The sequence below is a fragment of the Burkholderia sp. NFPP32 genome (assembly GCF_900119325.1).
GTDB lineage: Bacteria > Pseudomonadota > Gammaproteobacteria > Burkholderiales > Burkholderiaceae > Burkholderia > Burkholderia pyrrocinia_C.
The window spans coordinates 268851-295068 of sequence record NZ_FPJP01000002.1 but is presented as its reverse complement, the minus strand read 5'-3'; the positions used below and the strand labels follow the sequence as shown (position 1 = coordinate 295068).

22 protein-coding genes are annotated in these 26218 nt (G+C 68.1%); 7 read left to right on the top strand and 15 right to left on the bottom strand.

Going from position 1 to position 26218, the window contains the following annotated elements; all coding sequences use genetic code 11:
* Nucleotides 1-76: 76 nt before the first annotated feature.
* The 5 genes from BT264_RS05655 to BT264_RS05635 all read right to left on the bottom strand — a co-directional run bounded on the left by BT264_RS05655 (nt 77) and on the right by BT264_RS05635 (nt 6968).
* On the bottom strand, nt 77-1168 hold the full coding sequence (locus BT264_RS05655; protein WP_072436671.1) for a porin: 1092 nt from the start codon (nt 1166-1168) through the stop codon (nt 77-79).
* A 71-nt stretch (nt 1169-1239) separates the two neighbouring features.
* Nucleotides 1240-2307, bottom strand: coding sequence for an ABC transporter ATP-binding protein (locus BT264_RS05650; RefSeq protein ID WP_072436672.1), 1068 nt, complete (start codon nt 2305-2307; stop codon nt 1240-1242).
* Complete coding sequence (locus BT264_RS05645; protein ID WP_072436673.1) at nt 2300-4072, bottom strand: ABC transporter permease; 1773 nt, start codon at nt 4070-4072, stop codon at nt 2300-2302. Before BT264_RS05645 ends, BT264_RS05650 begins: the two co-directional genes overlap by 8 nt.
* A gap of 100 nt (nt 4073-4172) precedes the next feature.
* On the bottom strand, nt 4173-5273 hold the full coding sequence (locus BT264_RS05640) for an ABC transporter substrate-binding protein (protein ID WP_072436674.1): 1101 nt from the start codon (nt 5271-5273) through the stop codon (nt 4173-4175).
* A gap of 207 nt (nt 5274-5480) precedes the next feature.
* The gene (locus BT264_RS05635; RefSeq protein ID WP_072436675.1) at nt 5481-6968 is read right to left on the bottom strand and encodes a MocR-like pyridoxine biosynthesis transcription factor PdxR; all 1488 of its coding nucleotides are present in this window, start codon (nt 6966-6968) and stop codon (nt 5481-5483) included.
* Between the two features lie 111 nt (nt 6969-7079).
* Here BT264_RS05635 and BT264_RS05630 point away from each other — a divergent pair, with 111 nt between their 5' ends.
* The 4 genes from BT264_RS05630 (at nt 7080) to BT264_RS05615 (ending at nt 11296) form a co-directional block, all read left to right on the top strand.
* Nucleotides 7080-8315, top strand: a complete 1236-nt coding sequence (locus BT264_RS05630) for a multidrug effflux MFS transporter (protein WP_072436676.1) — start codon at nt 7080-7082, stop codon at nt 8313-8315.
* 125 nt (nt 8316-8440) lie between these two features.
* Nucleotides 8441-9112, top strand: coding sequence for a response regulator (locus BT264_RS05625; protein WP_047903423.1), 672 nt, complete (start codon nt 8441-8443; stop codon nt 9110-9112).
* A 79-nt stretch (nt 9113-9191) separates the two neighbouring features.
* A complete protein-coding gene (locus tag BT264_RS05620; protein ID WP_177318339.1) occupies nt 9192-10610 on the top strand; it encodes a sensor histidine kinase in 1419 nt (472 codons plus the stop codon).
* A gap of 176 nt (nt 10611-10786) precedes the next feature.
* Nucleotides 10787-11296, top strand: coding sequence for a hypothetical protein (locus tag BT264_RS05615; protein ID WP_072436677.1), 510 nt, complete (start codon nt 10787-10789; stop codon nt 11294-11296).
* A gap of 389 nt (nt 11297-11685) precedes the next feature.
* Here BT264_RS05615 and BT264_RS05610 read toward each other — a convergent pair whose 3' ends face one another.
* The 8 genes from BT264_RS05610 to BT264_RS05575 all read right to left on the bottom strand — a co-directional run bounded on the left by BT264_RS05610 (nt 11686) and on the right by BT264_RS05575 (nt 19802).
* Nucleotides 11686-12552, bottom strand: a complete 867-nt coding sequence (locus BT264_RS05610; protein ID WP_072436678.1) for an MOSC domain-containing protein — start codon at nt 12550-12552, stop codon at nt 11686-11688.
* 93 nt (nt 12553-12645) lie between these two features.
* The gene (locus BT264_RS05605; protein WP_072436679.1) at nt 12646-13599 is read right to left on the bottom strand and encodes an ABC transporter substrate-binding protein; all 954 of its coding nucleotides are present in this window, start codon (nt 13597-13599) and stop codon (nt 12646-12648) included.
* Between the two features lie 37 nt (nt 13600-13636).
* Nucleotides 13637-14818, bottom strand: coding sequence for a c-type cytochrome (locus BT264_RS05600; protein ID WP_072436680.1), 1182 nt, complete (start codon nt 14816-14818; stop codon nt 13637-13639).
* 50 nt (nt 14819-14868) lie between these two features.
* Nucleotides 14869-15696 (bottom strand): ABC transporter ATP-binding protein, encoded by an 828-nt coding sequence (locus BT264_RS05595; protein WP_072436681.1) that lies wholly within the window; start codon nt 15694-15696, stop codon nt 14869-14871.
* Nucleotides 15690-16787 carry an ABC transporter permease gene (locus tag BT264_RS05590; protein WP_072436915.1) on the bottom strand — a complete coding sequence of 366 codons (1098 nt, stop codon included), beginning with the start codon at nt 16785-16787 and terminating at the stop codon, nt 15690-15692. The genes BT264_RS05595 and BT264_RS05590 overlap by 7 nt, the downstream gene beginning before the upstream one ends.
* Before the next feature lie 4 nt (nt 16788-16791).
* Nucleotides 16792-17826, bottom strand: a complete 1035-nt coding sequence (locus tag BT264_RS05585) for an ABC transporter substrate-binding protein (protein ID WP_072436682.1) — start codon at nt 17824-17826, stop codon at nt 16792-16794.
* A gap of 30 nt (nt 17827-17856) precedes the next feature.
* Entirely contained in the window at nt 17857-18696 is an 840-nt protein-coding gene (locus tag BT264_RS05580) for a class II aldolase/adducin family protein (protein WP_072436683.1), read from the bottom strand.
* Between the two features lie 20 nt (nt 18697-18716).
* Entirely contained in the window at nt 18717-19802 is a 1086-nt protein-coding gene (locus BT264_RS05575; RefSeq protein WP_072436684.1) for an LLM class flavin-dependent oxidoreductase, read from the bottom strand.
* A 395-nt stretch (nt 19803-20197) separates the two neighbouring features.
* Between BT264_RS05575 and BT264_RS05570 the strand changes: the two genes are divergently transcribed.
* The gene (locus tag BT264_RS05570) at nt 20198-21538 is read left to right on the top strand and encodes an acyl-CoA dehydrogenase family protein (protein WP_072436685.1); all 1341 of its coding nucleotides are present in this window, start codon (nt 20198-20200) and stop codon (nt 21536-21538) included.
* A gap of 61 nt (nt 21539-21599) precedes the next feature.
* Here BT264_RS05570 and BT264_RS05565 read toward each other — a convergent pair whose 3' ends face one another.
* Complete coding sequence (locus BT264_RS05565; RefSeq protein ID WP_177318340.1) at nt 21600-22574, bottom strand: LysR family transcriptional regulator; 975 nt, start codon at nt 22572-22574, stop codon at nt 21600-21602.
* 17 nt (nt 22575-22591) lie between these two features.
* On the opposite strand from BT264_RS05565, the gene BT264_RS05560 reads away from it, so the two are divergent.
* Together BT264_RS05560 and BT264_RS05555 are read left to right on the top strand one after the other, a co-directional pair.
* Nucleotides 22592-23158 carry a cysteine dioxygenase family protein gene (locus BT264_RS05560; RefSeq protein ID WP_072436686.1) on the top strand — a complete coding sequence of 189 codons (567 nt, stop codon included), beginning with the start codon at nt 22592-22594 and terminating at the stop codon, nt 23156-23158.
* A gap of 104 nt (nt 23159-23262) precedes the next feature.
* The gene (locus BT264_RS05555) at nt 23263-24888 is read left to right on the top strand and encodes a rhodanese-related sulfurtransferase (protein ID WP_072436687.1); all 1626 of its coding nucleotides are present in this window, start codon (nt 23263-23265) and stop codon (nt 24886-24888) included.
* 22 nt (nt 24889-24910) lie between these two features.
* Here BT264_RS05555 and BT264_RS05550 read toward each other — a convergent pair whose 3' ends face one another.
* On the bottom strand, nt 24911-26056 hold the full coding sequence (locus BT264_RS05550) for a glycerophosphodiester phosphodiesterase (RefSeq protein WP_072436688.1): 1146 nt from the start codon (nt 26054-26056) through the stop codon (nt 24911-24913).
* Nucleotides 26057-26218 lie beyond the last annotated feature (162 nt).

The following is a 26218-nucleotide window of genomic DNA, read 5'->3' as shown; positions in this document are numbered from 1 at the left end:
GAGCCGCGCGGCGACGACCGGCCATCCGTCGTGATGCCGCCGCGCGTGGGGGGAAAGCAGGGTGGCCGCGTCGGGCTCAGAACCGCTGCTGAATCCCCGCCGTCACGCCGACCTGCGTCGTGCCGTATCCCGCGAAATCGCGCGACACGCCGACCTTCTGGTCGTGCTTCGCAATCGCGAACGCGCCGGCCGCGTACAGCACCGTGCGCTTCGACAGCGCGTAGTTCGCGCGCAGCGACACGAGCGTCGGATCGGCGTCGGTGCCGCCCTTGATGTTCTGGTGATAGACGGCCGCGATCAGCGAGAACGTCGGCGTGAACTGGTACGACCCGCCGACCCAGACCATGTCGCTCAACTGGTTCGCCGCCGTCGTGCGGAACGTGCGTTTGTAATTGCGATAACCGGCCATCGTCTTCAGGTTGCCGAAGTCGTAGCTCAGGCCCGCGTGGATGCCCTGGATGTAGTTGACCGTATCCGCCGGCGTGACGCTGTCGGCCGCGCCGTTCTGCCGGTCGAACGTGACCACCGCCGCGAACGGGCCGGTCTCGTAGCCGAGCGCGAAATCGTATTTCGAGCTGGTCTTCACGCTGCCCGGCACGTTGCCGAAGCCGTACAGCGCGCCGAACTTGAAGCCGCTGAATTCGCCGTCGTAGCGCACCGCATTCGACGAGCGCGTGAACAGGCCGTCCTTGCGGCCGCCCGTCGCCATCGACGAGGTCGCCCACGAGTAGTTCTGCGCGTAACCCATCGGGTCGAACGGCAGCATGTAGTCGTATGTGACGGTGAAGTTGCGGCCGAGCGACAGTTCGCCCCATTTGCCTTTCAGGCCGACCGTCGCGCGGCGCGCGAAGATCGAGTCGGGGCCGTCGTCGAAGGCGCCGTTCGCGAGATCGATCCCGCTTTCGAGGCGGAAGATCGCCTTCAGCCCGCCGCCGAGATCCTCGACGCCGCGCAGGCCCCAGCGCGACGTGTTCTTGTTGCCGGACTTCAGCTTGAACGAGTTGCCGCCCTGCGGCGCCGCGTGGTTCGTGTATTCGATGCCGGCATCCATGATCCCGTACATCGTGACGGACGACTGCGCGTGCGCGGCGGGCGCGGCGACGCAGGCCGCGGCGGCCGAGCTCGTGAGGACTACTGTGCGAATCGAACGTTCTGCGCGTGACTTCATTGACGGTGTCTCCTTGGTTCTTGTGGGTTGGGTGAAACAGGCACGGCGGCGCGCGGGCCGCCGCGATCGGGTCAGCCCGCTTTCGCGAACGCCCAGCAGTCGTTGGTCGGGAATTCGAGCCAGTGCTTGCCGGCCGCGCGCGGCACGTGGCCGAACGCGCGCAGGCGCATGTCGCCGCAATGGAACAGGTATTCCCAGCGGTCGCCGAGATACATCGACGTGACGAGGTCGGCCTGCAGCCGGTTCGCGCCCGGACCGTCGGCGACCTGCACGCGCTCGAGGCGGATCACGGCCTGCGCGTCCTGGCCCGGCGCGAACGTGTCGCGCGCCATCGCGCGGATTTCCCAGCCGTCGCCGGCAAGCGTCACGCATTCGCCGTCGATCGCGGCGACACGCGCGTCGATCCGGTTGTTGCTGCCCATGAACTCGGCCGTGTACAGCGAGCGCGGCGCGCCGTACAGCTCGGCCGGCGTGCCTTCCTGCTCGATGCGGCCGTTGCGCAGCAGCAGGATGCGGTCGGACATCGCCATCGCCTCGGTCTGGTCGTGCGTCACGCACAGTGCCGACAGCCCGAGCGACACGATCAGCTCACGCAGCCACGCACGCGCTTCCTCGCGCAGCTTCGCGTCGAGGTTCGACAGCGGCTCGTCGAGCAGGATCACCGGCGGGTTGTAGACGAGCGCGCGCGCGATCGCGACGCGCTGCTGCTGGCCGCCCGACAACTGATGCGGAAAGCGTTCCGCGAGATGGCCGAGGCCGAGCTGGTCGAGCGCGCTCTGCACGCGGCGCTTCTGTTCGGCGGGTGCGACGCGGCGCAGCTTCAGCCCGTAGCCGACGTTCTCGGCGACGGTGCGGTGCGGCCACAGCGCGTACGACTGGAACACGAGGCCGAGCGAGCGCTGCTCGACGGGCAGGTCGACGCGCTTCGCGCCGTCGAAGAACACGCGGTCGTCGAGCTGGATGCGGCCGTCGGACGGCTGTTCGAGGCCGGCCACCGCACGCAGCAGCGTGGTCTTGCCGCTGCCCGATGCACCGAGCAGGCACACGACTTCGCCGGCCTTCAGTTCGAATGACACACCCTTGAGGATCGGATTGGCGCCGTAGCTGAGATGCAGATCGTCGACGATGAGCTTATCCATGAAGTTTCACTCCGAAACGCAGGGCCACGCCGAGACCGGCGCCGACCATCGCGATGTTGATGACAGAAAGCGCGGCGACCTGGTCGACGGCGCCGGTCGCCCACAGCGACACGAGCAGCGCGCCGATCACTTCGGTGCCGGGCGACAGCAGGTAGACGGCCGTCGAGTATTCGCGCTCGAAGATCATGAAGATCAGCAGCCACGCGGCGAGCAGGCCGAAGCGCACGAGCGGCAGCGTCACGTCGAGCGACACGCGGCTGCGCGTCGCGCCGACGCTGCGGCCGGCTTCCTCGAGCTCGGGGCCGACCTGCAGCAGCGCGCTCTGGATGAGCCGCATCCCGTATGCGAGCCACACGACCGTGTATGCGATCCAGATGCTCCACATCGAGTTCTTCAGCTCGCGCAGGCCGGGGACGAACAGGAAGATCCACAGGAACGCGAGACCGGCGAGCAGGCCGGGCACCGCGCGCGGCAGCAGCACCAGATAGTCGAGCAGCTTGGTCGCCCAGTCGGGGCGGCGATGGCCGGCGAACGCGACGAGCGAGTAGAAGCCGACCGCGAGCGCGCCGCCGATCACGCCGATGCCGAGCGTGTTGACGATCGCGCGCACCAGGTTGTCCTGCTCGAACAGCTCGATGAAGTTCGACAGCGTCAGCACTTCGGCGAGCGCGACGCCTTCGCCCCAGTTGGTCACGAACGCGCGCAGCACGATGCCCGAGATCGGCACGATCACGGTCAGCATCAGCCACAGCGCGACGATCGCGAGCGCGACCCAGCGCCACACGCCGAGCGGCAGCACCGTTGCGCGGCCGGCCTTGCCCTTCACCGTGACGAAGCGGTTGGCGGTTTTCAGCAGGCGGCGCTGCAGCAGCACGAGCGGGAACGTGATCGCGACGATGCACACCGCGACCGCGGCCATCAGGTGATACGACGGCACGCCGAGCTTGTTGGTCAGCTTGTACAGGTAGGTCGCGAGCACGAGGTGGCCTTCCGGATCGCCGAGCACGAGCGGCAGTCCGAAAACCTCGAAGCCGAGGAAGAACACCAGCACGCCGGCGAACAGCAGCGCGGGCATCGTCATCGGCAGGCTCACGTCGAGCGCGACGCGGAACGGGCGGGCGCCCGTCACGCGCGCGGCTTCCTCGACGTCCGAGCCGAGGTTGCGCAGCGCGGCCGACGAATACAGATACACGTGCGGCACGTGCGTGAGGCCGACGATCACGGTGATCGCGAATATCGAATAGACGTTCCAGGGCACGCTTTGCACCCCGAACAATTCCTTGAACCACACCGAGTAGAAACCGACCGGGCCGGCCGCGACCACGTAGCCGAACGCGAGCACCATCGGCGACACGAACACGGGCGTGAGCAGCAGCGGTTCGAGCCAGCGGCGGCCGGGCAGGTCGGTGCGCACCATCAGGAACGCGAGGATGCCGCCGAGCGGGATCGAGATGAACAGCATCCCGCCGGCGATGATGAACGAGTTCTTCACGGCCGACCAGAAGTCGGGATCGCTGAAGATGAAGCGGAAACCTTCGATGCCGAGCGTCTTGTTCGCGTCGAAGAACGGCGCGGACAACAGGCTCTGGAACAGGATGAAGCCGAGCGGCAGCGCGACGGCGACGGTCAGTACCGCGACGACGATCCAGCGCAGCATGCCGGCGAGCGGCTGCAGGCTGTTGACCGGCAGCGGGGGAATCGCGCCGCGCTGGCCGGTGGTGGGCGCAACGGCCGGCGCCGTTGAGCGTGTGCTGGTTGAAAGCATGAGTTCGCCCCTGCGGCCATCCGGATGGCCGCCTCTAGGAAGTCGGTAAGGGGAAGGGGCCGCCCGCGCGATGCGCGGCGGGCGGCCGGCAGTCAGCGGATCAGCGCTTGATCGCCTGCTGCCATTGCTTCAGGAAGGCAAGGCGCTTCGACTGGTCGAGATAGACGAGCAGGCCGGTGCCGATCTGGATCGGCTTCAGCGAATCGCCGAGCTCCTTCGTCAGGCTCGCGGCCGACGTTTCGCCCGTGACGTCCGTGCGGATCGCATACAGGTTCGCCTGGTCCGCGATCAACGTCTGGCCGCGCTTCGACAGCAGGTAGTCGACCCACAGCTTCGCGGCGTTCGGGTTCTTGGACTTCTTCGAGATCGTCGCGAGGCGGCTTACGATCTGCGTGTAGTCCTTCGGAAACACGTAGCCGATCGACTTGTCCTTCTTCGCTTTCGCGTATGCGTACGAACCGATGATGTTGTAGCCGACCAGGTTCTCGCCCGACGAGATCCGCTCCATCATCGCGCCCGTGCTCGACTGCAGCTTCGGGCCGGTCGCGCCGATCGCCTTCACGAGCTCCCACGTGACCTTCTCGTTCAGGTGCGCGTCCTGCGTCAGCGCGTTGAAGCCGACGCCCGATTTCTCGACGTCGTAGGTCGTGACCTTGCCCTTGAACTTGTCGGGTTGCGACGTGAGCAGCTTGATCAGGTCGGCGCGCGTTTTCGGCACTTCGTTTTCGGGAATCAGGCGCTTGTTGTAGACGATCGCGAGCGGCTCGAACGTCGTGCCGTAAGCCTGTTTCTGGTATTGCGCCCACTGCGGCACGTTCGCGCTTTCGGGCGAATCGTAGGACGCCATCAGGCCGTCGTTGACGAGCTTGACCTGCAGGTCCATCGCCGAACTCCACAGCACGTCGGCGCTGGTGCTGCTCGCCGCGTTCTCGCTGATGTAGCGGTTGTACAGCTCGGTGCTGTTCATGTCGTTGTACTCGACCTTCACGCCGTACAGGCTTTCGAAGTCCTTGATCAGCGGACGCACGAGGCCCGTGTCGGTCGTCGAGTAGACGATCAGCTTGCCTTCCTTCTTCGCGGCGTCGATCACGCCCTGGTAGTTACCCTGATACCCGGCCGGAACCTGCGCGACGGCGCTGCCGGCGGCAGTGCCCAGGACGATCGCCAGCGCGGCGGCGAGGTGCTTCGGTGCAAACGGCATGTCTTCCTCCAGTTACCCATAGATGTTGTTCGAGTGACGCGGATGTTAATTGCGAGGCACTTTCAGCCTGCTTTCATTCCGGTTCACAATCGCGTCGTTTGTGTCATGGATTTCCCGAGGTCGAAACGACGGAGGCCGCGGTTTTCGCGGCGCGCGAGGCGGTTTGACGGGAGGGGGGCGAGTCGCCGTGGGACGCGGCGATGACGGTTATGCGGGTTGCGCCAGCAACTCGCCGAGGATCCGGCCGCCATGCCGCGCGTGCGCGGCCGTCAGTGCCGAATACCCGACGACGACGCCCGCTTCGCACTCGGCGCTTCGGCAGAATCCGCGGATCGTCTGCAACGCGATGCCGGCCGCGTGGGCCTGCGCGACGTACGATGCATGGTCCATCCCAGGCGGCAGCCACAGCACGAAATGAAATCCCGCGTGCTCGCCAGACACCGTGTACTGCACGCCGGCGTGCTTCGCCAACTGGTCGAGCACGATGTCGCGCCGCTGACGGTACGCGTGGCGGCTGGCGCGCAGGTGCTTCGCAAAGTCGCCGTGTCCGATGAAGCGGGCCAGCGCGAGCTGGGGTGCCACGCCGACGGAGCGCGCGGTCGCATGCCACACGGCCGACAGCATCGGCCGCAATTCCGCCGGCACGACCATGAAGCCGATGCGCAGCCCCGAGAACAGCGTCTTGTTGAATGAGCCGCAGTAGATCACGCGATCGCATGCGTCGAGCGATTTCAGCGCCGGTAGCGGAGCGGCCTGGTAGCTGAATTCACCGTCGTAGTCGTCCTCGATGATCCATGCCCGGTTGCGCTGCGCCCAGTCGAGCAGTTCGAGCCGGCGCGACACCGACATCGTGACGCCGAGCGGCGCCTGATGGGCGGGCGTCACGTACGCCGCGCGCGCACCGGGATGGCGATCCAGCGACGACGTGTCGATCCCTTCCCGATCGACCGGCACGTCGATCACGGTCGCACCGGCCATCGTGAAAATCTGCCAGGCCGACGCATAGCCGGGATCTTCCATCAGCACCGTCGAGCCGGGCGTAAGCAGCGTTCGCGCGACGAGATCGATCGAATGCCGGATGCCGGTCGTGATGAAAATGTCGCCGGCGTCGCACGGGATGCCGCGGTATTCCCGCAGGTACGCGGCGATTTCGGCGCGCAGGCTTTCGACGCCTTGCGCAGGCGTCGCCCCGAGGTCGTTCGCCGTCGCGGCAAGCAGGCTTGCCCCGAGCGCCTTCTTCCATTGCTGCATCGGCATCAGGTCGGGATCGGCGAGCCGCGCGACGAACGGGACGCCGGGGCGTACGCCATGTTCCGGCGCGGCCGCATCGGTCGCGCCGGCCGGCGCGCGAGGTGTGTCGGGTTGATGAGGGGGGCCGTGGCGAGGCTGCGCGGCCGCGCGCAGATAGCTGTCCGGCACCACCGCGCAGACCCGCGACCCGGAGCCGCGCGTGCGTGCGATGTAGCCCTCGGAGCACAGCAGGTCGTACGCCGCTTCGACGGTTCCCCGTGCGACGCCCCAGCGCACGGCAAGGGTGCGGCTGGACGGCAGTGGGCTGTCGCCGGCAAGCAGGCGCTTCAGGATCGCGTCGCGAATCGCGTCGGCAATGCACGCCTGCTTCGACTGCGGGCTGCCGGTCGACAGCCCGGAAGGGCACGGCAGATCAAGCGGAATCGCGGCTTTGCCTCGCGGCATAGTGGTCCAGTAGTTGTTCGATTTAATGGTCCTTCAGCTTATATCACTTTCCCCTTAGATTGCTGTCGACCACGCCAACCACACCCATTCGACCGGAGACGGACTCACCGCATGAAGACACGTTCCTTGCCCCAATGGGGCTGGCTGTTCCTGTTGATGCTCGTCGTGTGCCTGCCGCGAGTCACGATCGATGCGTACCTACCGTCGCTGCCTGCGATGGCTGATGCGCTGCACGGCAGCGACGCCCAGTTGCAGCTCACGCTGACCCTCTACATGGTCGGGTATGCGCTGTCGATGCTGGTGTCGGGGCCGTTGTCCGATCGATACGGCCGCCGTCCGGTACTCGTCGGCGGCCTGTGTGTCTATGCGATCGCGAGCGTCGCCTGCGCGTTGTCGACGAGCATCCCTGCGATCATCGCCGCGCGCATCTTCCAGGCGCTGGGCGGCTGCAGCGGGACGGTGATCGGGCGCGTCATCGTGCGCGAACGCTTTCCGACCGCGATGCAGGCCACGATGCTCGGTCGCATCTCGGCCGGCATGGCGCTGTCGCCGGTGATTGCGCCGCTGGCCGGCAGCGCGGTCGCCGCGTGGCTCGGCTGGCGCGGCGTGTTCGGGTGTCTCTCGGCGGGCGGGCTGATCGCGACGGCGATGGTGCTGCGCTACCTGCCCGAGACCCGCGAATACGACGTGCGGCCGGCGCCGAGCCGCGGGCTCCTGCGGACGTATGCGGGCCTGCTGCGCGAGCGCCGTTTCCTGCGCTACTCGCTGGCCATCAGCTTCGCGTACTGCACGTACTATCCGTTCATCGCGGAATCGTCGACGCTGTTTCAGCGGCAAATGGGTGTGTCCGGCCCGGTCTATGCGGCGATCTTCGGCCTGACCGTGCTCGGCTACCTGATCGGCTCGAGCGTATTCGCTCGGGCCAGCGGCCGCTGGAAAGCCGATTCGGTCATCGCGGCGGCAGCTGCCGTCAATCTGGTCGGCGCCGCCGCGCTGTGGGGCTGCGGGGCGATCGCCACCACGGCGGTGGCGGCCCTCGTCGTGCCGGTGTTCGTCGTGATGATTACCGTCGGGATCACGATTCCGGCTTGCCAGTTCGCGGTGATGCAGCCGTATACAAAGATCGCCGGCACGGCGTCCGGGCTCTTTTTCTTTATCCAGATGGCGATCACGGCCACGTGCGGCGGCGTGCTGGCATGGCTGTCGGACGGCACCGCCCGCCCGATGATTCTCGTCACCGTCTGCTCGAGCGTCGCGTTCCTGGTGGTGGTGGTCGGCCTTCGCGAGCGGAGCGCCGCCGACGGCCGACACTTTGCCACGGAGAGCCTGCCGGCCGCCGAGCGGTGAGCGCAGATCGGGCAGGCCGGGTGATACGGGCTTGCGCCGGCGGCGCAACAGGTGTTTCCGCGAGGCGTCGACATGGAAAGGATCATGTAATGTAGCGGCCTGTTGCTGACCTTACCGGAATCCCCATGCGTGTGCTGCTCGTCGAAGACAATCCGAACCTGGCCCAGTCGCTGAACGACGCGCTGAGCGCCGCGCGCTTCGCGGTCGATCACATGGCGGACGGGGAGGCGGCGGACCACGTGCTGCGCACGCAGGATTACGCGCTGGTGATCCTCGATCTGGGGCTGCCGAAGCTCGACGGGCTGGAGGTGCTGCGGCGGCTGCGCGCGCGGCGCAATCCGGTGCCGGTGCTGATCCTCACCGCGCACGGATCGGTCGAGGACCGCGTGAAGGGGCTCGATCTCGGCGCCGACGACTATCTCGCGAAGCCGTTCGAGCTGACCGAACTGGAGGCGCGCGCCCGCGCGCTGATCCGGCGCAGCCTCGGCCACGAGCACTCGCGCGTCGAATGCGGGCCGCTTTCGTATGACAGTATCGACCGCAGCTTCCACCTCGCGGGCGAACCGCTGTCGCTCACGCCGCGCGAGCGCTCGGTGCTCGAGGTGCTGATCCTGCGCAACGGCCGCGCGATCAACAAGGAAACGCTGTCGGAGAAGATCTTCGGGCTCGACGAGTCGGTCAACGCCGACGCGATCGAGATCTACGTGTACCGGCTGCGGAAGAAGCTCGAGAACACGGGCGTCGCGATCGTCACGCTGCGCGGATTGGGTTACCTGCTCGAAGCGAAGGCCGTATGAGCGACTGCCCCCACGCTCACGTTTGTTCGCCGCCCTCCAAGGGGGTGCACGGCTTCCTTGGGGCGGCCCGGCGGGAGCCATGGTGACCCGCCCGAACCTGCGCACGCAGGTTGCGCTGTGGCTGCTGCTGCCACTGCTCGGCCTGCTCGCGCTCGACTCGTGGCTCACGTACCAGCGCGCGATGAGCGCCGCGCACGTCGCGTTCGACCGCACGCTGTCGTCGTCGCTGAAGTCGATCCGCGAAGGCGTGCGGCTCAACGACGGCGAGATCGAGGTCGACCTGCCGTATCTCGCGCTCGAAATGCTCGAATCGAGCGACGGCGGCAAGATCTACTACCTGATCCGCGAGGACAATGGCCGCACGATCACCGGCTATCCGGACCTGCCGCTGCCGCAGGGGCGTGACGCCGGCGACGGCGCGCTGTTCGTCACGCGCTACTACGACGTCGTCTATCGCGGCGAGCAGTTGCGGATGGCGGCGCTGCGCATACCGGTGCACGACGTGCCGACCGCGCAGTCGCGCATCGTGTGGGTGATGGTCGGCGAAACGATCGAGGCGCGCCAGGCGCTCGCCCGCGAGATCCTGGTGGGCTCGCTGCTGCAGGAAGGGCTGCTCGTCGTGCTCGCGCTCGGGATCGTGTGGCTCGGCGTCGGGCGCGGGCTGCGGCCGCTGAACCGGCTGTCGGCGACGGTCGCCGCGCGCAGCGAGGACGACCCGACGCCGCTCGACACCGGCGCGATGCCGAGCGAGCTTGCGCCGCTCGTCGATTCGATCAACCAGTACATCGGCCGCACGCAGCGGATGCAGGTCGCACGGCGCCGCTTCTTTGCCGATGCGGCCCATCAGTTGAAGACGCCGCTCGCGGCCGTGCAGGCCGGCGTCGAGCTCGCGCTGCGGCCCGACGAGCAGCCGCGCGCGAACGGTCACCTGCGGCGCGCGAACGGCGCGGTGCGGCAGGCCGCGAAGATCGTCCAGCAACTGCTGTCGCTGTCGCGGCTCGATTCGGACAGCGGCCATGCGGTCGCGCACAAGCCGGTCGCGCTGCATCGCGTCGCGCGCAGCGTGACGCTCGACTGGTCGCCCGTCGCACGCTCGCGTGACATCGATATCGGCTTCGAGCACGAGGCCGATATCGACGTGCACGGGCAGTCCGACCTGCTTGGCGAGATGATCGGCAACCTGATCGACAACGCGATCCGTTACGCGGGCGACCGCGCGGTGATTACGGTGCGCGTATCGCGCGATGACGAGCACGCGCGGCTCGACGTCATCGACAACGGGCCGGGTATTCCGGCGGACGAGCGCGACGCGGTATTCGAGCGCTTCCATCGCGGCAGCAAGACGCAGACGGTCGAAGGGACGGGGCTCGGGCTGTCGATCGTGCGCGAGATCGCGCGTGTGCATCAGGGCAGGGTGGCGCTGGGCGATGCGCCCGGGGGCGGGTTGGTCGTGACGGTGTGGCTGCCGGTGGCGCTCGATGCAGAGCTGCAGAAATAGGAATAATTAAATCGACAATTCCGATTATTTTAATGTCGTCGTAACACGCTGCTATTTTTGACAGCTACAAAAGCGGAATCTTTATACCTACGATAAATTGGCCGTCTAATGCGCGGCCTCGTCTTGATGATTTAGGGGTGAATCGAAATTTCAGATTATTGAAAGGGAGCCACATCATGGCTACAGCACTCGATGAAGATGTCCTGCCGGAAATTGTTGTCGTGAAATTCAAGGTAAGCGGAGGGCAGGTCACGTCCGGGAACGGAAAGGCACCGCTCATCACCTTCGCCGCTGCTTTCAATACAGAAGGCGTGCAAGCCTCACTGCCGGAGGGCAGCGGCTCCGTGCAAGGTCCGGGTTTGGTGGTCTGGAGCCAACGGCCAGCACCGACAAAAATCGCGATTCGCGGGAATTACTGGAATTTTCCGTCAAAGGAAGGCGGGGGGCACAGCAATCTGGTGCGGACCTTCTGGATGCACTTGCACGGTTACATTGGATTGGTTTCCGTCGCCAACTGGCATGGCATTCCGCCGGCGCCATTCCCGTTGCTGGATTTGAGCTCGGTTACACCGCGGAATTCGAAAACCGGAACGGCGAACTATACGATCTATCTCGATCCGAAAATTCCGGATGAAACGATCACGGTGAGCGATGCAGTACTCACCGAATTGGAGATTCAAAAATAAATGATCGATATTATTTATGAATAAAGCATCAACTGAATTTCAGGGTTGAATCATTTCGTCCCGGTGACGCATTGCGGAAAATTACCGCGTGCGTCACATTTTAAATCGATGGCTGGCCCCGCCATACTGCGGCACAGGGGGCAGCACATCGATGCCGCGGGCCCGTCGACGACGATCGCGCCCCGGCCCGCCACGCACCGGAACGTACCGGCAGAGGGTTCCCGACGGGCGCGGCACGTCGAGCGATCCCCAAAAGGTCTTTGGCCCCGAGCCGTCGTAGACGACGTGCACGCTTTCGCCCTTGGTCAGGCACTTTGTCGATGGCGAGCGGTAGGCTCGATCTGCCGGCGCGTGTGCACGCAGGCCCGGTAGTCTGCATGGCAGGTCTATCAGTCGCCGAAGCCGATTTCCGCGTCGAGTGCCTGCCCGATTTCCAGGAAACTGCCCGCGCCGCGCACGACGATCGCATTGATGCCGAACGTCAACTCGCCGTTGAAGTTCGGGTTCGCGCGATAGGTCTGCATCGTGTCGGTCGGTTCGTGCGGCCATGCGGGATCGGGCGCGCCGGTGACCTGGTCGATCGTCGGCATCGGGCAGCGCGTGCACGGCTTCACGAGGCGCAGTCGCACCGGCGTGGCGCCGTCGGTGTCGAGGTGTTCGACGAAATCCTCTTCGTATGCATCGAGATCCGACACAACGATGTTCGGGCGGAAGCGGTTCATCGGGATCGCCGGCGCGCCTTTCGCGACGAGCCGCGCGTTCAGGTCGTCGAGCGACGACTGGCCGATCACGAGCAACGGATAGCCGTCCGCGAACTGCGTGTGCGTATCGATCTCGCCCGTCCATTTGCGGTTGCAGCCGCGGCGCGCGTCCGCGCCGAAGCGCGCGAGCTTCAACGGCATGCCGAGGAATTCGGTGAGCCATGCGGCCGTTTCGGCGCCCGTGTCGATCGCGTCGACCGTGTCGCGCCAGACGGTCGCGGCCATTTTCGGCGTGGCGGGCGTCACGTCGCCGTCGAGCGGCGTGCGGATCTCGCGCATGCCCGGTGCGTTCAGCACGAGTGCATCGCTGTCGAGTGCGGTGCGGATCAGCGCGAGGCGCGGGTGCGTGCGCTGCGTGATCATCTGCCCGTCCGGATCGGTGATCAGCCAGTGGCGATCGTATGCGAGGCCCGTTTCGAGCAGTTGAGCACGCGGCAGCGCGATGCCGGCGCAGGATTTGATCGGGTAGACGAAAAGTTCGCTGATGGCTGGCATGGCGCTGGCTTCGAATGACGTGGAGGATCAAAGCGCGATTGTGCCAGATCGTGCCGACGCCGTTCGGGCGGTTGCGTACCGCCGGGCGGCCGGTCATGCGAGCGGGAAACCCGCGTCGAAGGTCGTGCGCACGTCGAGCGGCTGGCGCAGCAGCCCGGCCTTCAGATAGAAGTCGGCCGTGCGCTGCTGTTCGGCGATCACCGTCGCATCGATCGGCAGCCAGCGCGTGTTGCGGCGCTCGAACTGCAGCTTCGCGGCTGCCGGTGGAATGCCGATGATGCGTGCGAGCGCCGCGGAATACGCGTCGACATGCCGGTACGACCATGCCTGGGCGCGCACGACACGCCGCAGGAAATCGTGCAGCACGTCGCGCTTCGACGCGATCGCGGCGTCGGTCGCCGCGATGTAGCTGAGGCCCGACCACAACCCGCGGCCGTTGACCAGCACGCGCGCTCGGCCGCTCGTTTCGGCGAGCGCCGTGTAAGGCTCCCACGTCGCCCATGCGTCGATCGATCCGGTTGCGAGCGCAAGCATCGTGTCGGCCGGCGGCAGGAAGCGGAACGACACGGCATCGGGCGGCAGGCCGGCTGCGTCGAGCGCCTTCAACGTGACGAAATGGCCGATCGAGCCGCGTGTGGTGCCGATGCGCTTGCCCTTCAGGTCGGCCGCGCCTTTCAGCGCCGCGTCGGGCCGCACGAGCACGGCCGTGCCGTATGGATCGGAGCGGTTCGCGCCGATCACCTTGATGCGTGCGCCCGACGCGAGTGCGAAGATTACCGGCGCATCGCCGATCGGCCCGCAATCGACGGCGGCCGCGTTCAGTGCTTCGGCGAGCGGCGCGGCGGCCGGGAACTCGGTCCACGCGATGTCGTACGCGAGGCCGTTCAGTTCGCCCGCCGCTTCGAGCAGCGCGCGCAGCCCGCCTTTCTGGTCGCCGGCGCGCAACAGCGGCCGTGCGCCCGATTGCGCGCGCAGCGCGGCCGGTGCCGCGGCGATCGTGGCGAGGGCGCTCGCCTGTGCGAGGAAATGGCGTCGGGTCGGATTCATCGTGAAGTTCGGTCGATCGAAAGAGAGGTTCGGGAAATCAGTGCGGGAGCCCGGCCTGCACGTCGCGTACGGGTTCCGCGTCGACGCGCAGCAGCAGCGCGGTCAGCGGGTCGCCGTTCGCGGCGGCCGCGGCCGGCCGCGCAGCGGCATCGGAACGACACAGCAGGTCGGCATCCGACCAGCCGGCGCTGCCCGGCAGCGCGCGTGCCCGCAGCCAGCCGCGCCGGTCGGCAAGCAGTTGCGTGCCGCCGAGCGCGTCGGGTGCGACGCCGGCAATCGTCGCGAACGCGAGCCATGCATCGGGCGTCGCCGCAACGCAGTTCGCACGTGTGCCAGATGCCGGCGGCACGGACGCGCCGAGTGCGGTGACGAGCAAGGTTTGCCAGCGCGCATCTTCCGGCGGTGGCGTGGCACCCGGCGCGAGCGCGACGATGCGCACGCGCTGGCCGTCGCGCCAGCGATCGAGCGATTGGGGCGCGGCGCTGCCGCAACGCACGTCGAGCGCCGGCAGCGGGACGGGCACGGGCCACGCGCCTTCGGCCTGCGCGCCGCTGCCTGCAGAGAGCGCTTTCAGGTAGTCGAGCACGGCCCACGTGTCCTGCGGGCCGAGCGTCGAGGCGAAGCCGGGCATCGTCGGTGCGCCGTGTTCGTCGTGCGTGCCGTGGCGCACGCGCCAGAACAGTTCGCCGTCGAGGCGACGGGCGAGCAGCGAGCCGGCAAAGGTCGGCGGCCAGTGCTCGAGCGTGGCCGCGAGCGGGCCTTCGCCACGGCCGTCCGCGCCGTGGCAGGCCGCGCAGTGTTGCGCATACAGATGCGCGCCGCGCATCACGTTCGTCACCGAAAACGGCGCGGGATCGCGCTGGAAACTCGTCGGCACGGCGGGCGCGAGCCACAGCGACGACGGCGGCCACGGTGCGAACCATGCAACGGCGAGCGCGGCGATCGCGGATGCGAAGCGCCGTTTGCGCGAAGCGAGCGCGATGCAGGCGAGCACGACGGCCAGCGCCGTCGCCGTACAGGCGAACGCGAGTTGTCGCGTGAGTCCCGCGTCGATGCGCAGCGTCTCGAGCGCGATCCGGTGTGTCCACGGCCATGCGGCCTGACCGTCGGCGTCGCCGGTCAGGCCGAGTGCGTGCAGCACGCGCGCCAACGCGACTTGCGCGCGATACAGCAGTTGCAGGAATGCGAGCGCCCAGTCGGAGAACGGCGGCGTGTTCATCCGCCGCGTTCCCGCCGCGCGGCGGCCAAGCGTCGAACGACACCCTGCATCTACCAGCTCGCATCCAGCCCGAGATGCCGCAGCGCATCGTGGCGCAGTTCGGCAAGGCGCGGGTCGCCGCGATGGCGCGGGTAGGGCAGGTCGACGTGTAATTCGGCGACGATCCGTGCCGGACGCGGCCCGAACACGATCACGCGCTGCGCGAGAAACAGCGCTTCCTCGACATCGTGCGTGACGAGCAGCGCGGAGAACCCGTCGCGTTGCCACAGCGCGGTCAGCTCGGCCTGCATCGTGAGCCGCGTCAGCGAATCGAGCTTGCCGAGCGGCTCGTCGAGAATCAGCAGGCGCGGATCGTTGACGAGCGCACGGGCGAGCGCGACGCGCTGCGCCATCCCGCCGGACAACTGATGCGGAAATACGTTCGAGAATTCCTGCAGCCCGACGCGTTCGAGCGCATCGTCGACGCGATGCTGCGCGACACGCGCCACGCCGCGCGCTTCGAGGCCGAGCGCGACGTTCGCACGCACGCGTCGCCACGGGTACAGCGTCGGGTCCTGGAACACGACGATGCGTGACGGATCGGGGCGCTCGATCGGTACGCCGTCCTGCGCGATCGTGCCTTGCCGTGCGGCGTCGAGGCCCGCGACGAGGCGCAGCAGCGTCGATTTCCCGCAGCCGCTCGGGCCGAGCAGCGCGACGAATTCGCCGGCCGCGACCGACAGCGTGACGTCGTCGAGCACCGGCAGCGGGCCGCCGGGGCCGTCGAACGCATGGCTCACGCGGCGGATGTCGATGCGCGCGCCGCGCGGCGCCGTGATGGTCGACGAAGCGGCGGGAGAAGCGGAAACGGACGGTTCGAGTACGGCGGCGCTTACCATTTGACGGTTCCTTTCTGCCACGCGAGCATGCGGTCGCGCACCGCGAACAGCAGCGCGATCAGCCCGGAAAACAGCAGCGCCATCACGATCAGCGCCGCATACATGTTCACGTACGATGCCCAGCCCTGTGCCCAGCTCAGGTACCAGCCGAGCCCCGACTTGACGCCCATCATCTCGGCGACGACCAGCACCGTGAACGACGCGCTCAGCCCCATGAAGATGCCGACGAACACGTGCGGCAGCGCGGCCGGAATCGCGACGCGCAGCACCAGGAAGCGCGCGTTCGCGCCGAGCGTGCGCGCGACGTCGTAATACTGCTTGTTGACGCTCGCGACGCCCGACCACGTCAGCACGGCGACCGGGAAGCCGGTCGACAGCGCGATCAGGAACGCGGCGGCCGAATAGCTCGACGGGAAGAAGTAGAACGTGAGCGGCAGCAGCGCGGTGGCCGGCACGGGGCCGAGCACGCGCAGCACCGGATGCACCCAGTAGCCGATCCGGCGCGACCAGCCGATCGATACGCCGACGGCAAAGCCGACCGCGACGCCGTACGCAAACCCGAGCGCGAGCAGCTTCAGCGTGTTGCCGGCGCTGCCGAGCAGGCGCGGCCAGTCGTCGACATACACCTCGATCAGCGCCTGCGGCGGCGCGAAGAACGGTGTCGGCAGCCAGCCGGTTTTCGCGGTGACGATTTCCCATGCGGCGAGCACGAGCGGCAGCGCGACGAGCCATGGTCCGGCCGGACGCACGCGCGCGAGCCGCGTGCGCGTCGCGGGAACGAAATGGCCGAGCGTCGCGACGACGAGCAGCAACGCGGCGATCGTCCATGCCGCCGTGCCGAACGTGTCCGTGTATGCCCAGTCGGTGAAGCCGACGACGCGGTTCGGCCACAGTTGCGTGAGCGCGCCGAGCGCGGCCCACGCGAACGCGGCGACGATGCCGGTCGGCCAGGTGCGTGCGCGGCGGGCGGCGGCCGCCAGCGTGGCTTCGCAGGCCGGGCAGGCGATGCGGGCGGACGCAGTGGAGGCAGCGGCGCCGCCGGCCGGTACCGATGCAGCGCGCGCGGCGGAAGCGGGTTCGATCGTCGACATCGCGTCACCCCAGCACGTTCGCATAGACCTGCTGCGCGAAGCGCTGCGGGTCCGTGCTTTTCTTCAGCACGCTGATGCGGCGGAAATCGTCCGCATAGAACGCGATTTCCTGCTGCAGGTCGACGTTGGTCGGGTGATGCGTGTAGGTGAGCGTCGCGTACAGCTTGCGCAGGTCGTCGGGGCTGATCTTCGGCGAGTACTTCGCGAATACCTTCGCGGCTTCGTTCGGGTTCTCGTGCGTGAACTCGGTGGCCTGCACGATCGAACGCGCGAGCGCGGCGGCGGCCGGCCGGTCGTTGCGCACGAGATCGCCGCGCGCGCCGATCACGCAGCACACCTTGCGCGCGTATTCGCCGGACAGGTTGGTCGCGAGTTCCGTATACGCGCCGTTGCTGCGCTTCTCGAGCAGAAAGAGATTCGGGTCGCCGTCGGCGATCGCGTGGATCTCGCCCTTGTCGACCGCGACGCCGAGCAGGTCGGCCGGATACTGCCGCCACGTGATGTCGCGTTCGGGATCGATGCCGTTCTTCGCGAGCAGGATCGAGAAGAAATGCTTGCCGGGCGCGGCGAGATCGCTGACGCCGACCGTCTTGCCCTTCAGCGCCTGCAACGTTGTGACGCCGGCCGCCTTCGCGCCGACCAGCCGCACGCAGCCGCCGTGCGAGCTGCCGATGATCTTCACGTCGAAGCCGGCTTCGAGCGGTTTCAGCCAGCGATGGATCATCCCGACCGCCGCGTCGGCCTTGCCGGTCGCAATCGATTCGAGCAACTGGTCGGTCGACCCGCTGTAGTTGATCAGGTCGACCTTCAGGCCGTTCTTCTCGAAGAAACCGCGCTCCTGCGCGACGACGATCGGCGTCAGGCAGAACGCGTTCTGGTTCCACGCGAACGTGAGCTTCTTCAGCGGCGGCGCGGACCAGGCCTTGCGGCCGAGCGTGATCGCCGGCGCGGCGAGCGCGGCGGCGCCGGCCGCGCGCAGCAGCCGGCGGCGTTTGTCGTCGTGCGCGATGGCCGGCGCGGGTGCGGTGGGGTGGGTCATGGTCTGGTCTCCGGTCTTGCGGAAAGGCGCTCAGTCGAGCAGGTCGGGTTCGTCGGCGACGACGCGCGCGAACAGGCTGTCGAACGCATGCAGTGCGCCTTCGGGGCCGCCGATCTGGCTATGCGTATGGCGGGCCGTCGCATGATCGATCGGCTGCGGCGTGCCGGCCGCTTCGGCCAGCAACTGCGTGTGCGCGGCGTTGTCGAGCGCGATGTACCACCACGCGGCGGCCTCGACCGTCGGGCCGGCCGTCAGGATTCCGTGGTTCTTCAGGATCACGCCCTTGTGCGTGCTGCCGTCCGGTTTTGAAAGCGCGTGCGCGATCCGCGCGCCTTCGCTCGTGTCGACGACCATCCCCGTGAAGTCGTCGAACAGTGCGTGATCCTCGTAGAACACGCACGCGTCCTGCGTCAGCGGATCGAGCGGGCGGCCGAGCGTCGACCACGCCTTGCCGTAGGTCGAATGCGTGTGCGCGGCGGCGACGACGTGCGGATGGGCTTCGTGGATCGCCGCATGGATCGCGAACGCGGCCTTGTTCAGCGGCCGCGTGCCGATCGCGGTTTCGCCCTGCGCGTTGACGAGCAGCAGGTCGGACACCTTGATCTGCGAGAAATGCACGCCGAGCGGATTCACCCAGAAATGGTCGGGCAACTCCGGATCGCGCGCGGTGATGTGGCCGGCGAGCCCCGACGCGAAACCGTAGCGCGCGAACAGGCGGAATGCGGCCGCGAGCCGCTCCTGCCGGTGGCGGCGTTCGGCGGCGACGTCGATGCGCGGTGCGGGCGGGTCGAACCAGAAATGCTGGCGCGGCGCTTCGGCGAGCACGAGTCCCGAGGCGGTACGGACGGGCGTGGCGAGGACGGCTGACATGGCGTGCGGCTCCGTTGGGGTCATGCGGCGCGCCGTGCCGCGTCGCGTTCCGCGACAGCGCTGCGCACGCGCGGAATCAGTTCGCGGCCGTAGTCGATCGCGTCTTCGCGCGGATCGAAGCCGCGGATCAGGAACGTCGTCACGCCGAGGTCGTAGTAGTCGAGCAGCGCATCGGCGACCTGTTCGGGCGTGCCGACGAGCGCCGTCGAATTCGAGCGCGCGCCGGTGAGCTTCGCGATCTCGGTCCACAGCCGCTTGTCGACGCGCGAGCCGCGTTCGGCCGCGGCGAGCAGGCGGCGCGCGCCTTCGCTCTGCTGCGGACCGCCGGCGCCGAGGCCGGCCGCTTCGCGTAGCCGCCGCGTTTCGTCGAGGATGCGATGCGCGCGCGCCCACGCTTCGTCCTCGGTCGCGGCGAGAATCGGGCGGAACGACACGGAGAAACGTACCTGCCGGCCGTGCCGAGCGGCTTCGGCGCGCACGCGCGCTGTCAGGTCGCGCACCTGGTCGAGCGATTCGCCCCACAGCGCGTAGACGTCCGCGTGCTTGCCGGCCACCGTGAGCGCGGCTTCCGATGCGCCGCCGAAGTAGATCGGTACGTGCGGCTGCTGGAATGGCTTCACTTCCGAAAAACCCTGCTTGAACCGATAGTGCGCGCCGTCGTGATCGAACGGCTGTGCCTCGGTCCAGATTCGCCTCAGGATGCCGAGGTATTCGTCGGTACGCGCATAACGCGCGTCGTGGTCGAGGAAATCGCCGTCGCGCTGCTGCTCGCTGTCCGAGCCGCCGGAGATGAAGTGCACGGCGAGCCGGCCGCGGCTGAACTGGTCGAGCGTCGCGATCTGCCGCGCGGCAAGCGTCGGCGCGGTGAAGCCCGGGCGATGCGCGAGCATGAAGTGGATGCGCTCGGTCGCGGCTGCCGCGAACGCGATCGTCAGCGTCGCCGACGGGCCGGTCGAGTGATGCGGCACGAGGATCCGGTCGAAGCCGGCCGTTTCATGGGCGCGCGCAAAGTCGCGCACATAGTCGGGATCGACCACGGGGCCGGACGGCGGGTGGATTTCCGACTGCTTCTGGCTCTGGATCATGCCGATGAATTCGACGCTCATCTGGGTCTCCGGTGCAGGGATGGCCCGGCGCACGGCCGGGCAAGAATGGAGCGCAGGTTAACGCCGCGATCATGCGGAATGGAAATAATCAATCCCGATTTGAATATCAGATTTGCATGGTTTGGGTGGCTGTGGGTTGCGCATACGCTGTGGGTTCGCGATCGAACCGGAGCGGAGCCGGCAGGGCGTCGCGCGGGGATGTCGGCAGCCGGCTGCGCGTGGCGCGGGCGTCAGGCCGTTCGCTTCGGATGATGCGGATGCCGGATGCGCTTGCGGCGCCGGAGGTTCGCGGTGCCGCAGCGGATCGCCGCCTGTCCGACGTGCCGCCTCGCCATTCGCCGGCCGATCTACGTTTTGTGTTGCCCGTGACCGAGCTATCCAGGGAATCCGTACCGATGTCCGCCAGCCTTGCCGCTTCCTCACCGACGCCGCAGCAGCCTTCGCTGCGCCTTCTGCCTGCCGACGCCGCTGACGACGATGCAGAAGACGCGCGCGTCGCCGCGCTGCTCGACCGCCTCGCCCCCGAACTCGCCGCCGACGCCACGCGCAACGACGTCGACGGCCGCTTTCCGCACGAGAACTTCGCACGGCTGCATCGCGCGGGGCTGATCGCGCAGGTCGTGCCGCGCGAACACGGCGGCGCGGGCGCGACGCTCGCGCGGGCGAGCCGGATCGTGGCCGCCGTCGCGCGCGCCGATCCGGCGACCGCGCTGGTGCTGACGATGACGTATCTGCAGCATCGCGCGCTCGGCCGTGCCGACAGCCGCTGGCCTGCCCAGGTGCGGCGCGCGGTGTTCGACAGTGCGGTCGCGCAAGGCGCGCTGATCAACGCGCTGCGCGTCGAGCCGGCGCTCGGTTCGCCGTCGCGCGGCGGCCTGCCGGAGACGGTCGCGCGCCGCGACGGCGACGGCTGGCGGTTGTCCGGCCACAAGCTGTACAGCACCGGGATTCCCGCGCTGCGCTGGCTGGCCGTGTGGGCGCGCACGGACGAACCGGAGCCGCGGGTCGGCGTGTTTCTCGTGCCGCGCGACCGTGATGCCGATGGCGACCGCATCCGCGTGATCGAAAGCTGGAATCACCTCGGCCTGCGCGCATCGGGCAGTCACGAGGTGGTATTCGACGATGTGCGGCTGCCGGCCGACCACGCGGTCGACGTGCGCGCGCCGCATGCGTGGGCCGTATCGGCCGGGACTCATGCGGATGCCGACGCGCACGCCGACCAGCACGCGTGGATGGTCGCGCTGCTCGGCAGTCTGTACGACGCGGTGGCGCGCGCGTCGCGCGACTGGCTGCTCGGATTCGCGACGACGCGTGCACCGAGCGGGCTCGGTGCGCCGCTCGCGACGCTGCCGCGCGTGCAGGAAGCGGTCGGCGAAATCGAGGGCTGGCTGTACACGAACCGCGTGCTGCTCGACGATCACATCTCACGCGCCGACGCCGGCAACGCGCCGTCGGTCACGACGAGCGGCCTCGTCAAGCGGACCGTGACCGAGCACGCGATCCGCGCGGTCGAGCAGGCGCTGAAGCTGTCGGGCAATCACGGGCTGAGCCGCGGCAATCCGCTCGAACGCCACTATCGCGACGTGCTGTGCAGTCGCGTGCATACGCCGCAGGACGACGCGATCGCGGTGACGGCGGGGCGTGAGGTGCTCGAGGCGGCGAGTCGGGGTGACACGAAAGCGGACGCGCGCGGGGCGTCGCGCAACGAGGTCGAACGCAGCCGAAACGATGCGTGAGCGGTGCAGCGCTGCGGGGGAAACGAACAGGGCGGCGCGAAGCAGACGCCGCCCCGTCTGGTCACGCAGCCTTGCCGTGCGTCTGCTCGGGCAACGCGAACGCCGCGCGCGCATGCGCGGCGACGGCCGCGAGCGGTGCGTCGAAGCGCGCGGCATCGTGCCGGCGCAGCAGCCACAGATCGATCTGCGGCTTGAAATCGGCGAGCGGCACGATCTCGAGCGCGTCGCGCAGCGGGCTGCCTTCGACGAGCGGCTGCGGCATCAGCCCGATGCCGAAGCCGTTCGCGACGCTCTGCAGTTGCAGGTCGCGGCCGTAGGCGTCGAGCGTGACCGGCATCGGCAGGCCCTGCGCGTCGAGCGCGCGCCGCAGGCCCGCGCGAAAGCCGCAACCGTCGGGATTGAGCACCCAGCCGCGCGCGTGGCAATCGGCGAGCCGGTAGCTGCGGCGCGGCCAGTCGCCCTTGCGGCCGACCGCGACGAGCCGCGTGGCCAGCAGCCGTTCGCCTTCGACGTACGGCGGCAGCACCATCTCGCGCGCAAGGAATACGAGCGCCGCATCGAGTTCGCGGCGTGCGACGCGCTCGACGAGCATGCCGCCCCACGCGGTCGTGACCTGCGTCGCGAGCGCGGGCCACTGCGCGGCGAGTTCGGCGATGAGCGCGGGCAGCATCAGTTCGCCGAGCCCCTGCGTGAGCCCGATCCGGAATTCGCCGGCGGGCGGCTGCTGGCCGGCCGTCAGTTCGCGCAGCGCATCGACTTCGCGCAGGATCGCGCGACACTGCTCGAATACCTGCCGGCCGATGTCGGTCGGGCGCGGCGGCTTCGTGTTGCGATCGAGCAGGATCACGCCGAGCGCTTCCTCGAGATTCTGGACGCGCCGCGTGATCGCGGGCTGCGTCATCCCGAGCTCGGTAGCGGCCTGGCTCAGGGTCTGGCAGCGGACGACCGCTGCAAAAGCGTCGATATCGCTAATTTTCATGTTTGTTCTGCATGGTCTTTCGGGTGCATCATGACGATCCATCATATTCGGCATCATATTCGAGGAGGCAGCCGATGAGTACGCTTTCGTTGCATCGGACGCCGCTGCGTCCGTTCGTCGACGGCCTGGGCGCGCTGCTCGCGTCCGGCGCGAACGAGGCGCGCATCCTCGACGAGGGCGGCGCGCTGCTGGCCGCGCTCGTTGAACACGACGACTGGCTGCCCGACGCGTTCGCACAGCCCGATCCCGCGCGCTATCGGCAGTACCTGTTGTATCTCGACCCGGACGAGCGGTTCTCGGTCGTCAGCTTCGTGTGGGGGCCCGGCCAGACGACGCCGATCCACAACCATACGGTGTGGGGGCTGATCGGGATGCTGCGCGGCGGCGAGTTCTCGCAGCCGTACCGGTTCGACGAAGCGGGCAAACCCGTGCCGGCGGGCGAAGCCGTGCGGCTGCAGCCGGGCGAGATCGAGGCCGTGTCGCCGCGCATCGGCGACGTCCATCGCGTGACCAACGCATTCGACGACCAGGTATCGATCAGCATCCACGTGTACGGCGCGAACATCGGCAAGGTCGAGCGCGCGGTGTACCTGGACGACGGCACCGTGAAGCCGTTCGTGTCGGGCTATTCGAACGCCTGATGCAGCGCCCGCCGGCGTGGCCCGTTGCGAGCGTGCACCGGCGGGCCCGAGATTCATCCGTTTCGCTTTCTTCACCGACTTCAACAGAATCAGACAGAGACATCGTGACGCAATCCGCCGATTCCACCTTCCGCTTTCCCGTCGCGTCGTACCAGGATGTACGCGCGCGCCTGCTTGCCCGCGACGAGCTCGCGCTGATCGACGTACGCGAGGAAGATCCGTACGCGCAGGGCCACCCGCTGTGGGCCGCCAACTTTCCGCTGTCGAAACTCGAACTCGACGCGTGGACGCGGATTCCGCGCCGCGACACACCGATCGTCGTGTTCGGCGAAGCGGGCGGCGAGGATCTCGCGCCGCGCGCGGCCGCGAAGCTCGCGCAGCTCGGCTATACCGACGTGCGGCTGCTCGACGGCGGCCTCGCGGGCTGGCTGGCCGCGGGCGGCGAACTGTTCATCGACGTGAACGTGCCGAGCAAGTCGTTCGGCGAATGGGTCGAGGCCGAGCGGCATACGCCGTCGCTGTCCGCGCAGGAAGTGCAGGCGCTGATCGACGCGAAGGCCGATGTCGTGATCGTCGACGCGCGCCGTTTCGACGAATACCAGACGATGAACATCCCGACCTCGACGAGCGTGCCGGGCGCGGAACTCGTGCTGCGCGTGCGCGCGCTCGCGCCGAATCCGCACACGCAGGTGGTCGTCAACTGCGCGGGCCGCACGCGCAGCATCATCGGCACGCAGTCGCTGGTCAACGCGGGGCTGCCGAACCCGGTCGCGGCACTGCGCAACGGCACGATCGGCTGGACGCTCGCCGGCCAGACGCTCGAGCGCGGCGCGGCGCGACGCTTTCCGGACGAGATAGACGCGACGCAGCGCGCCGAGGCTCGCCAGGCTGCACGCGCGGTGGCCGAACGCGCCGGCGTGCCGCGCATCGCGCTCGCGGATGTCGCCGCGCTCGACGAGCCGGGCCGCACGCTGTACCGCTTCGACGTGCGCACGCCGGAGGAATACGAAGCCGGCCACCTGCCGGGCTTCCTGGGCACGCCGGGCGGTCAGCTCGTGCAGGAGACTGACCATCACGCGGCCGTGCGCGGCGCGCGGATCGTGCTCGCCGACGACGACGGTGTGCGCGCGGACATGACCGCGTCGTGGCTCGCACAGATGGGCTGGGACGTGCGCGTGGTCGAACCGGCCGGCGCGGCGGCGTTCGGCGAGCGCGGCCAGCCGCCGCGCGACGTGCCGGCGCCGCCGCCCGCGACCGACGTGTCACCCACGACGCTCGCGGGCTGGCTGAAGGAAGCGGCGCCCGGCGAACTGGCGATCGTCGACGTGACGGCCAGCGCGAACTACGTGAAGCGCCATATTCCGGGTGCCTGGTTCGTCGTGCGCGCGCAGTTGCACGACGCGCTCGCGGCGATTCCGCCCGCGAAGCGCTACGTATTCACGTGCGGATCGAGCCTGCTCGCGCGGTTCGCGGCGGACGACGCGCGCGCGCTGCTGCCGGCATCGGCCGACATCTTGGTGCTGACCGGCGGCACGGCCGCCTGGATCGATGCCGGATTGCCGCTCGAAAGCGGCGAGACGCGGCTCGCGTCGCCGCGCGTCGACCGCTACCGACGCCCGTACGAGGGCACCGACAATGCGGCTGCCGCGATGCAGGCGTATCTCGACTGGGAATACGGGCTGGTCGACCAGTTGAAGCGCGACGGCACGCACCACTTCAGCGTGATCTGACCGCTGCGGCGGAACCGGGCATTCAGCGCTTGAACGTATCGACGGCCGTGCGGCCGACCGCCGGATCGTCGGTGAAGAAGCCGTCGATGCCCGCGCGCAGGTAGGCCTGGATCTCGCGCACCGAGCCGGCCGTGTTGCGCGTGGCCGGCGTGCCGCCGTCCTTCAGCGACGCGGGCAGGAAGTTGTTCTCCGGGCGGAACGTGTACGGATGCACGACGAGGCCGGCCTCATGTGCATAGCGCACGTACGGCGTCGGCTGCTGCAGCGTGCCGTCCGCTGCGACCGCGATGATCGACGTCTTGTACGGGCCGACGCCGTTCGCATAGGTCGCGATCTCGCGCATGCCGTCGCGCGTCGACAGGTCGCCGTAGGTGCGCTTGTCGTTCGCCTTCACGAAGTCGTACGGGCGCTGGCCGGCTTCGTCCATCAGCTGCACGAGCTTCCAGTTGGGCTGGCTCGACTTGATCCGGTTGCGGATCGTTTTCAGGTTCGCGACCTCGAACGACTGGATGTAGACGGTCGCCGTGCGCGACGTGTACGGATCCTTCAGCAGCGCGTCGACGAGGCGATCCTCGAGCGGCAGATTGATCGACTGGAAGTAGGTCGGATGCTTGGTTTCCGGATACAGGTGGATCGTGCGGCCGGTCTGCGCGGACATCTGCTTCGCGAGCGCGACGATCTCGTCGAAGGTCGGAATCTCGAACTGGTCGTTGTATGCGGTGTTCGCGGGGCGGATCTGCGGAATGCGCTCGCGCGCACGCAGCGTCTTCAGCTCGGCGAGCGTGAAATCCTCGGTGAACCAGCCCGTGAGCTGAGCGCCGTCGATCGTCTTGGTCGCCTTGCGGCTCGCGAACTGCGGCAGCGCCGACACGTTCGTCGTGCCCGAGATCTCGTTCTCGTGGCGCGCGACGAGCACGCCGTCGCGCGTCGACACGAGGTCGGGCTCGATGACGTCCGCGCCGTCCTCGATCGCCTTGCGATACGACGCGAGCGTGTGTTCGGGGCGCAGCGCGCTCGCGCCGCGATGGCCGACCACCTGGACCTTCGCGGAAATCGGCTGCGTGGGATCGGACGTCAGGTCGTCGTCGCCGCCGCACGCGGCGAGCAGGAAGGCTGCGGCACAGGCGAACGGGACGTAGCGCAGGGCGCTCGGGCGCGTGAAGAACATGTCGATGAACCTTCGAAACGGGAGTCGGAAAAATCGGGAAAATCGGGAAAGGGTGCTCGCTCCGCCGGCGCGGCTGTCGTGCCGCGTCATATGGGATCGAACGGGACGCGATCGTCGCATCGAATAATTACATATGTATTACTTCTGCCTTTCCGTTTTGTT

Bases quoted from the DNA above. Each gene is read 5' to 3' on its own strand.
- BT264_RS05655 (WP_072436671.1), bottom strand. From the start codon at position 1,168: ATGAAGTCACGCGCAGAACGTTCGATTCGCACAGTAGTCCTCACGAGC.
- BT264_RS05650 (WP_072436672.1), bottom strand. From the start codon at position 2,307: ATGGATAAGCTCATCGTCGACGATCTGCATCTCAGCTACGGCGCCAAT.
- BT264_RS05645 (WP_072436673.1), bottom strand. From the start codon at position 4,072: ATGCTTTCAACCAGCACACGCTCAACGGCGCCGGCCGTTGCGCCCACC.
- BT264_RS05640 (WP_072436674.1), bottom strand. From the start codon at position 5,273: ATGCCGTTTGCACCGAAGCACCTCGCCGCCGCGCTGGCGATCGTCCTG.
- BT264_RS05635 (WP_072436675.1), bottom strand. From the start codon at position 6,968: ATGCCGCGAGGCAAAGCCGCGATTCCGCTTGATCTGCCGTGCCCTTCC.
- BT264_RS05630 (WP_072436676.1), top strand. From the start codon at position 7,080: ATGAAGACACGTTCCTTGCCCCAATGGGGCTGGCTGTTCCTGTTGATG.
- BT264_RS05625 (WP_047903423.1), top strand. From the start codon at position 8,441: ATGCGTGTGCTGCTCGTCGAAGACAATCCGAACCTGGCCCAGTCGCTG.
- BT264_RS05620 (WP_177318339.1), top strand. From the start codon at position 9,192: ATGGTGACCCGCCCGAACCTGCGCACGCAGGTTGCGCTGTGGCTGCTG.
- BT264_RS05615 (WP_072436677.1), top strand. From the start codon at position 10,787: ATGGCTACAGCACTCGATGAAGATGTCCTGCCGGAAATTGTTGTCGTG.
- BT264_RS05610 (WP_072436678.1), bottom strand. From the start codon at position 12,552: ATGCCAGCCATCAGCGAACTTTTCGTCTACCCGATCAAATCCTGCGCC.
- BT264_RS05605 (WP_072436679.1), bottom strand. From the start codon at position 13,599: ATGAATCCGACCCGACGCCATTTCCTCGCACAGGCGAGCGCCCTCGCC.
- BT264_RS05600 (WP_072436680.1), bottom strand. From the start codon at position 14,818: ATGAACACGCCGCCGTTCTCCGACTGGGCGCTCGCATTCCTGCAACTG.
- BT264_RS05595 (WP_072436681.1), bottom strand. From the start codon at position 15,696: ATGGTAAGCGCCGCCGTACTCGAACCGTCCGTTTCCGCTTCTCCCGCC.
- BT264_RS05590 (WP_072436915.1), bottom strand. From the start codon at position 16,787: ATGTCGACGATCGAACCCGCTTCCGCCGCGCGCGCTGCATCGGTACCG.
- BT264_RS05585 (WP_072436682.1), bottom strand. From the start codon at position 17,826: ATGACCCACCCCACCGCACCCGCGCCGGCCATCGCGCACGACGACAAA.
- BT264_RS05580 (WP_072436683.1), bottom strand. From the start codon at position 18,696: ATGTCAGCCGTCCTCGCCACGCCCGTCCGTACCGCCTCGGGACTCGTG.
- BT264_RS05575 (WP_072436684.1), bottom strand. From the start codon at position 19,802: ATGAGCGTCGAATTCATCGGCATGATCCAGAGCCAGAAGCAGTCGGAA.
- BT264_RS05570 (WP_072436685.1), top strand. From the start codon at position 20,198: ATGTCCGCCAGCCTTGCCGCTTCCTCACCGACGCCGCAGCAGCCTTCG.
- BT264_RS05565 (WP_177318340.1), bottom strand. From the start codon at position 22,574: ATGATGCCGAATATGATGGATCGTCATGATGCACCCGAAAGACCATGC.
- BT264_RS05560 (WP_072436686.1), top strand. From the start codon at position 22,592: ATGAGTACGCTTTCGTTGCATCGGACGCCGCTGCGTCCGTTCGTCGAC.
- BT264_RS05550 (WP_072436688.1), bottom strand. From the start codon at position 26,056: ATGTTCTTCACGCGCCCGAGCGCCCTGCGCTACGTCCCGTTCGCCTGT.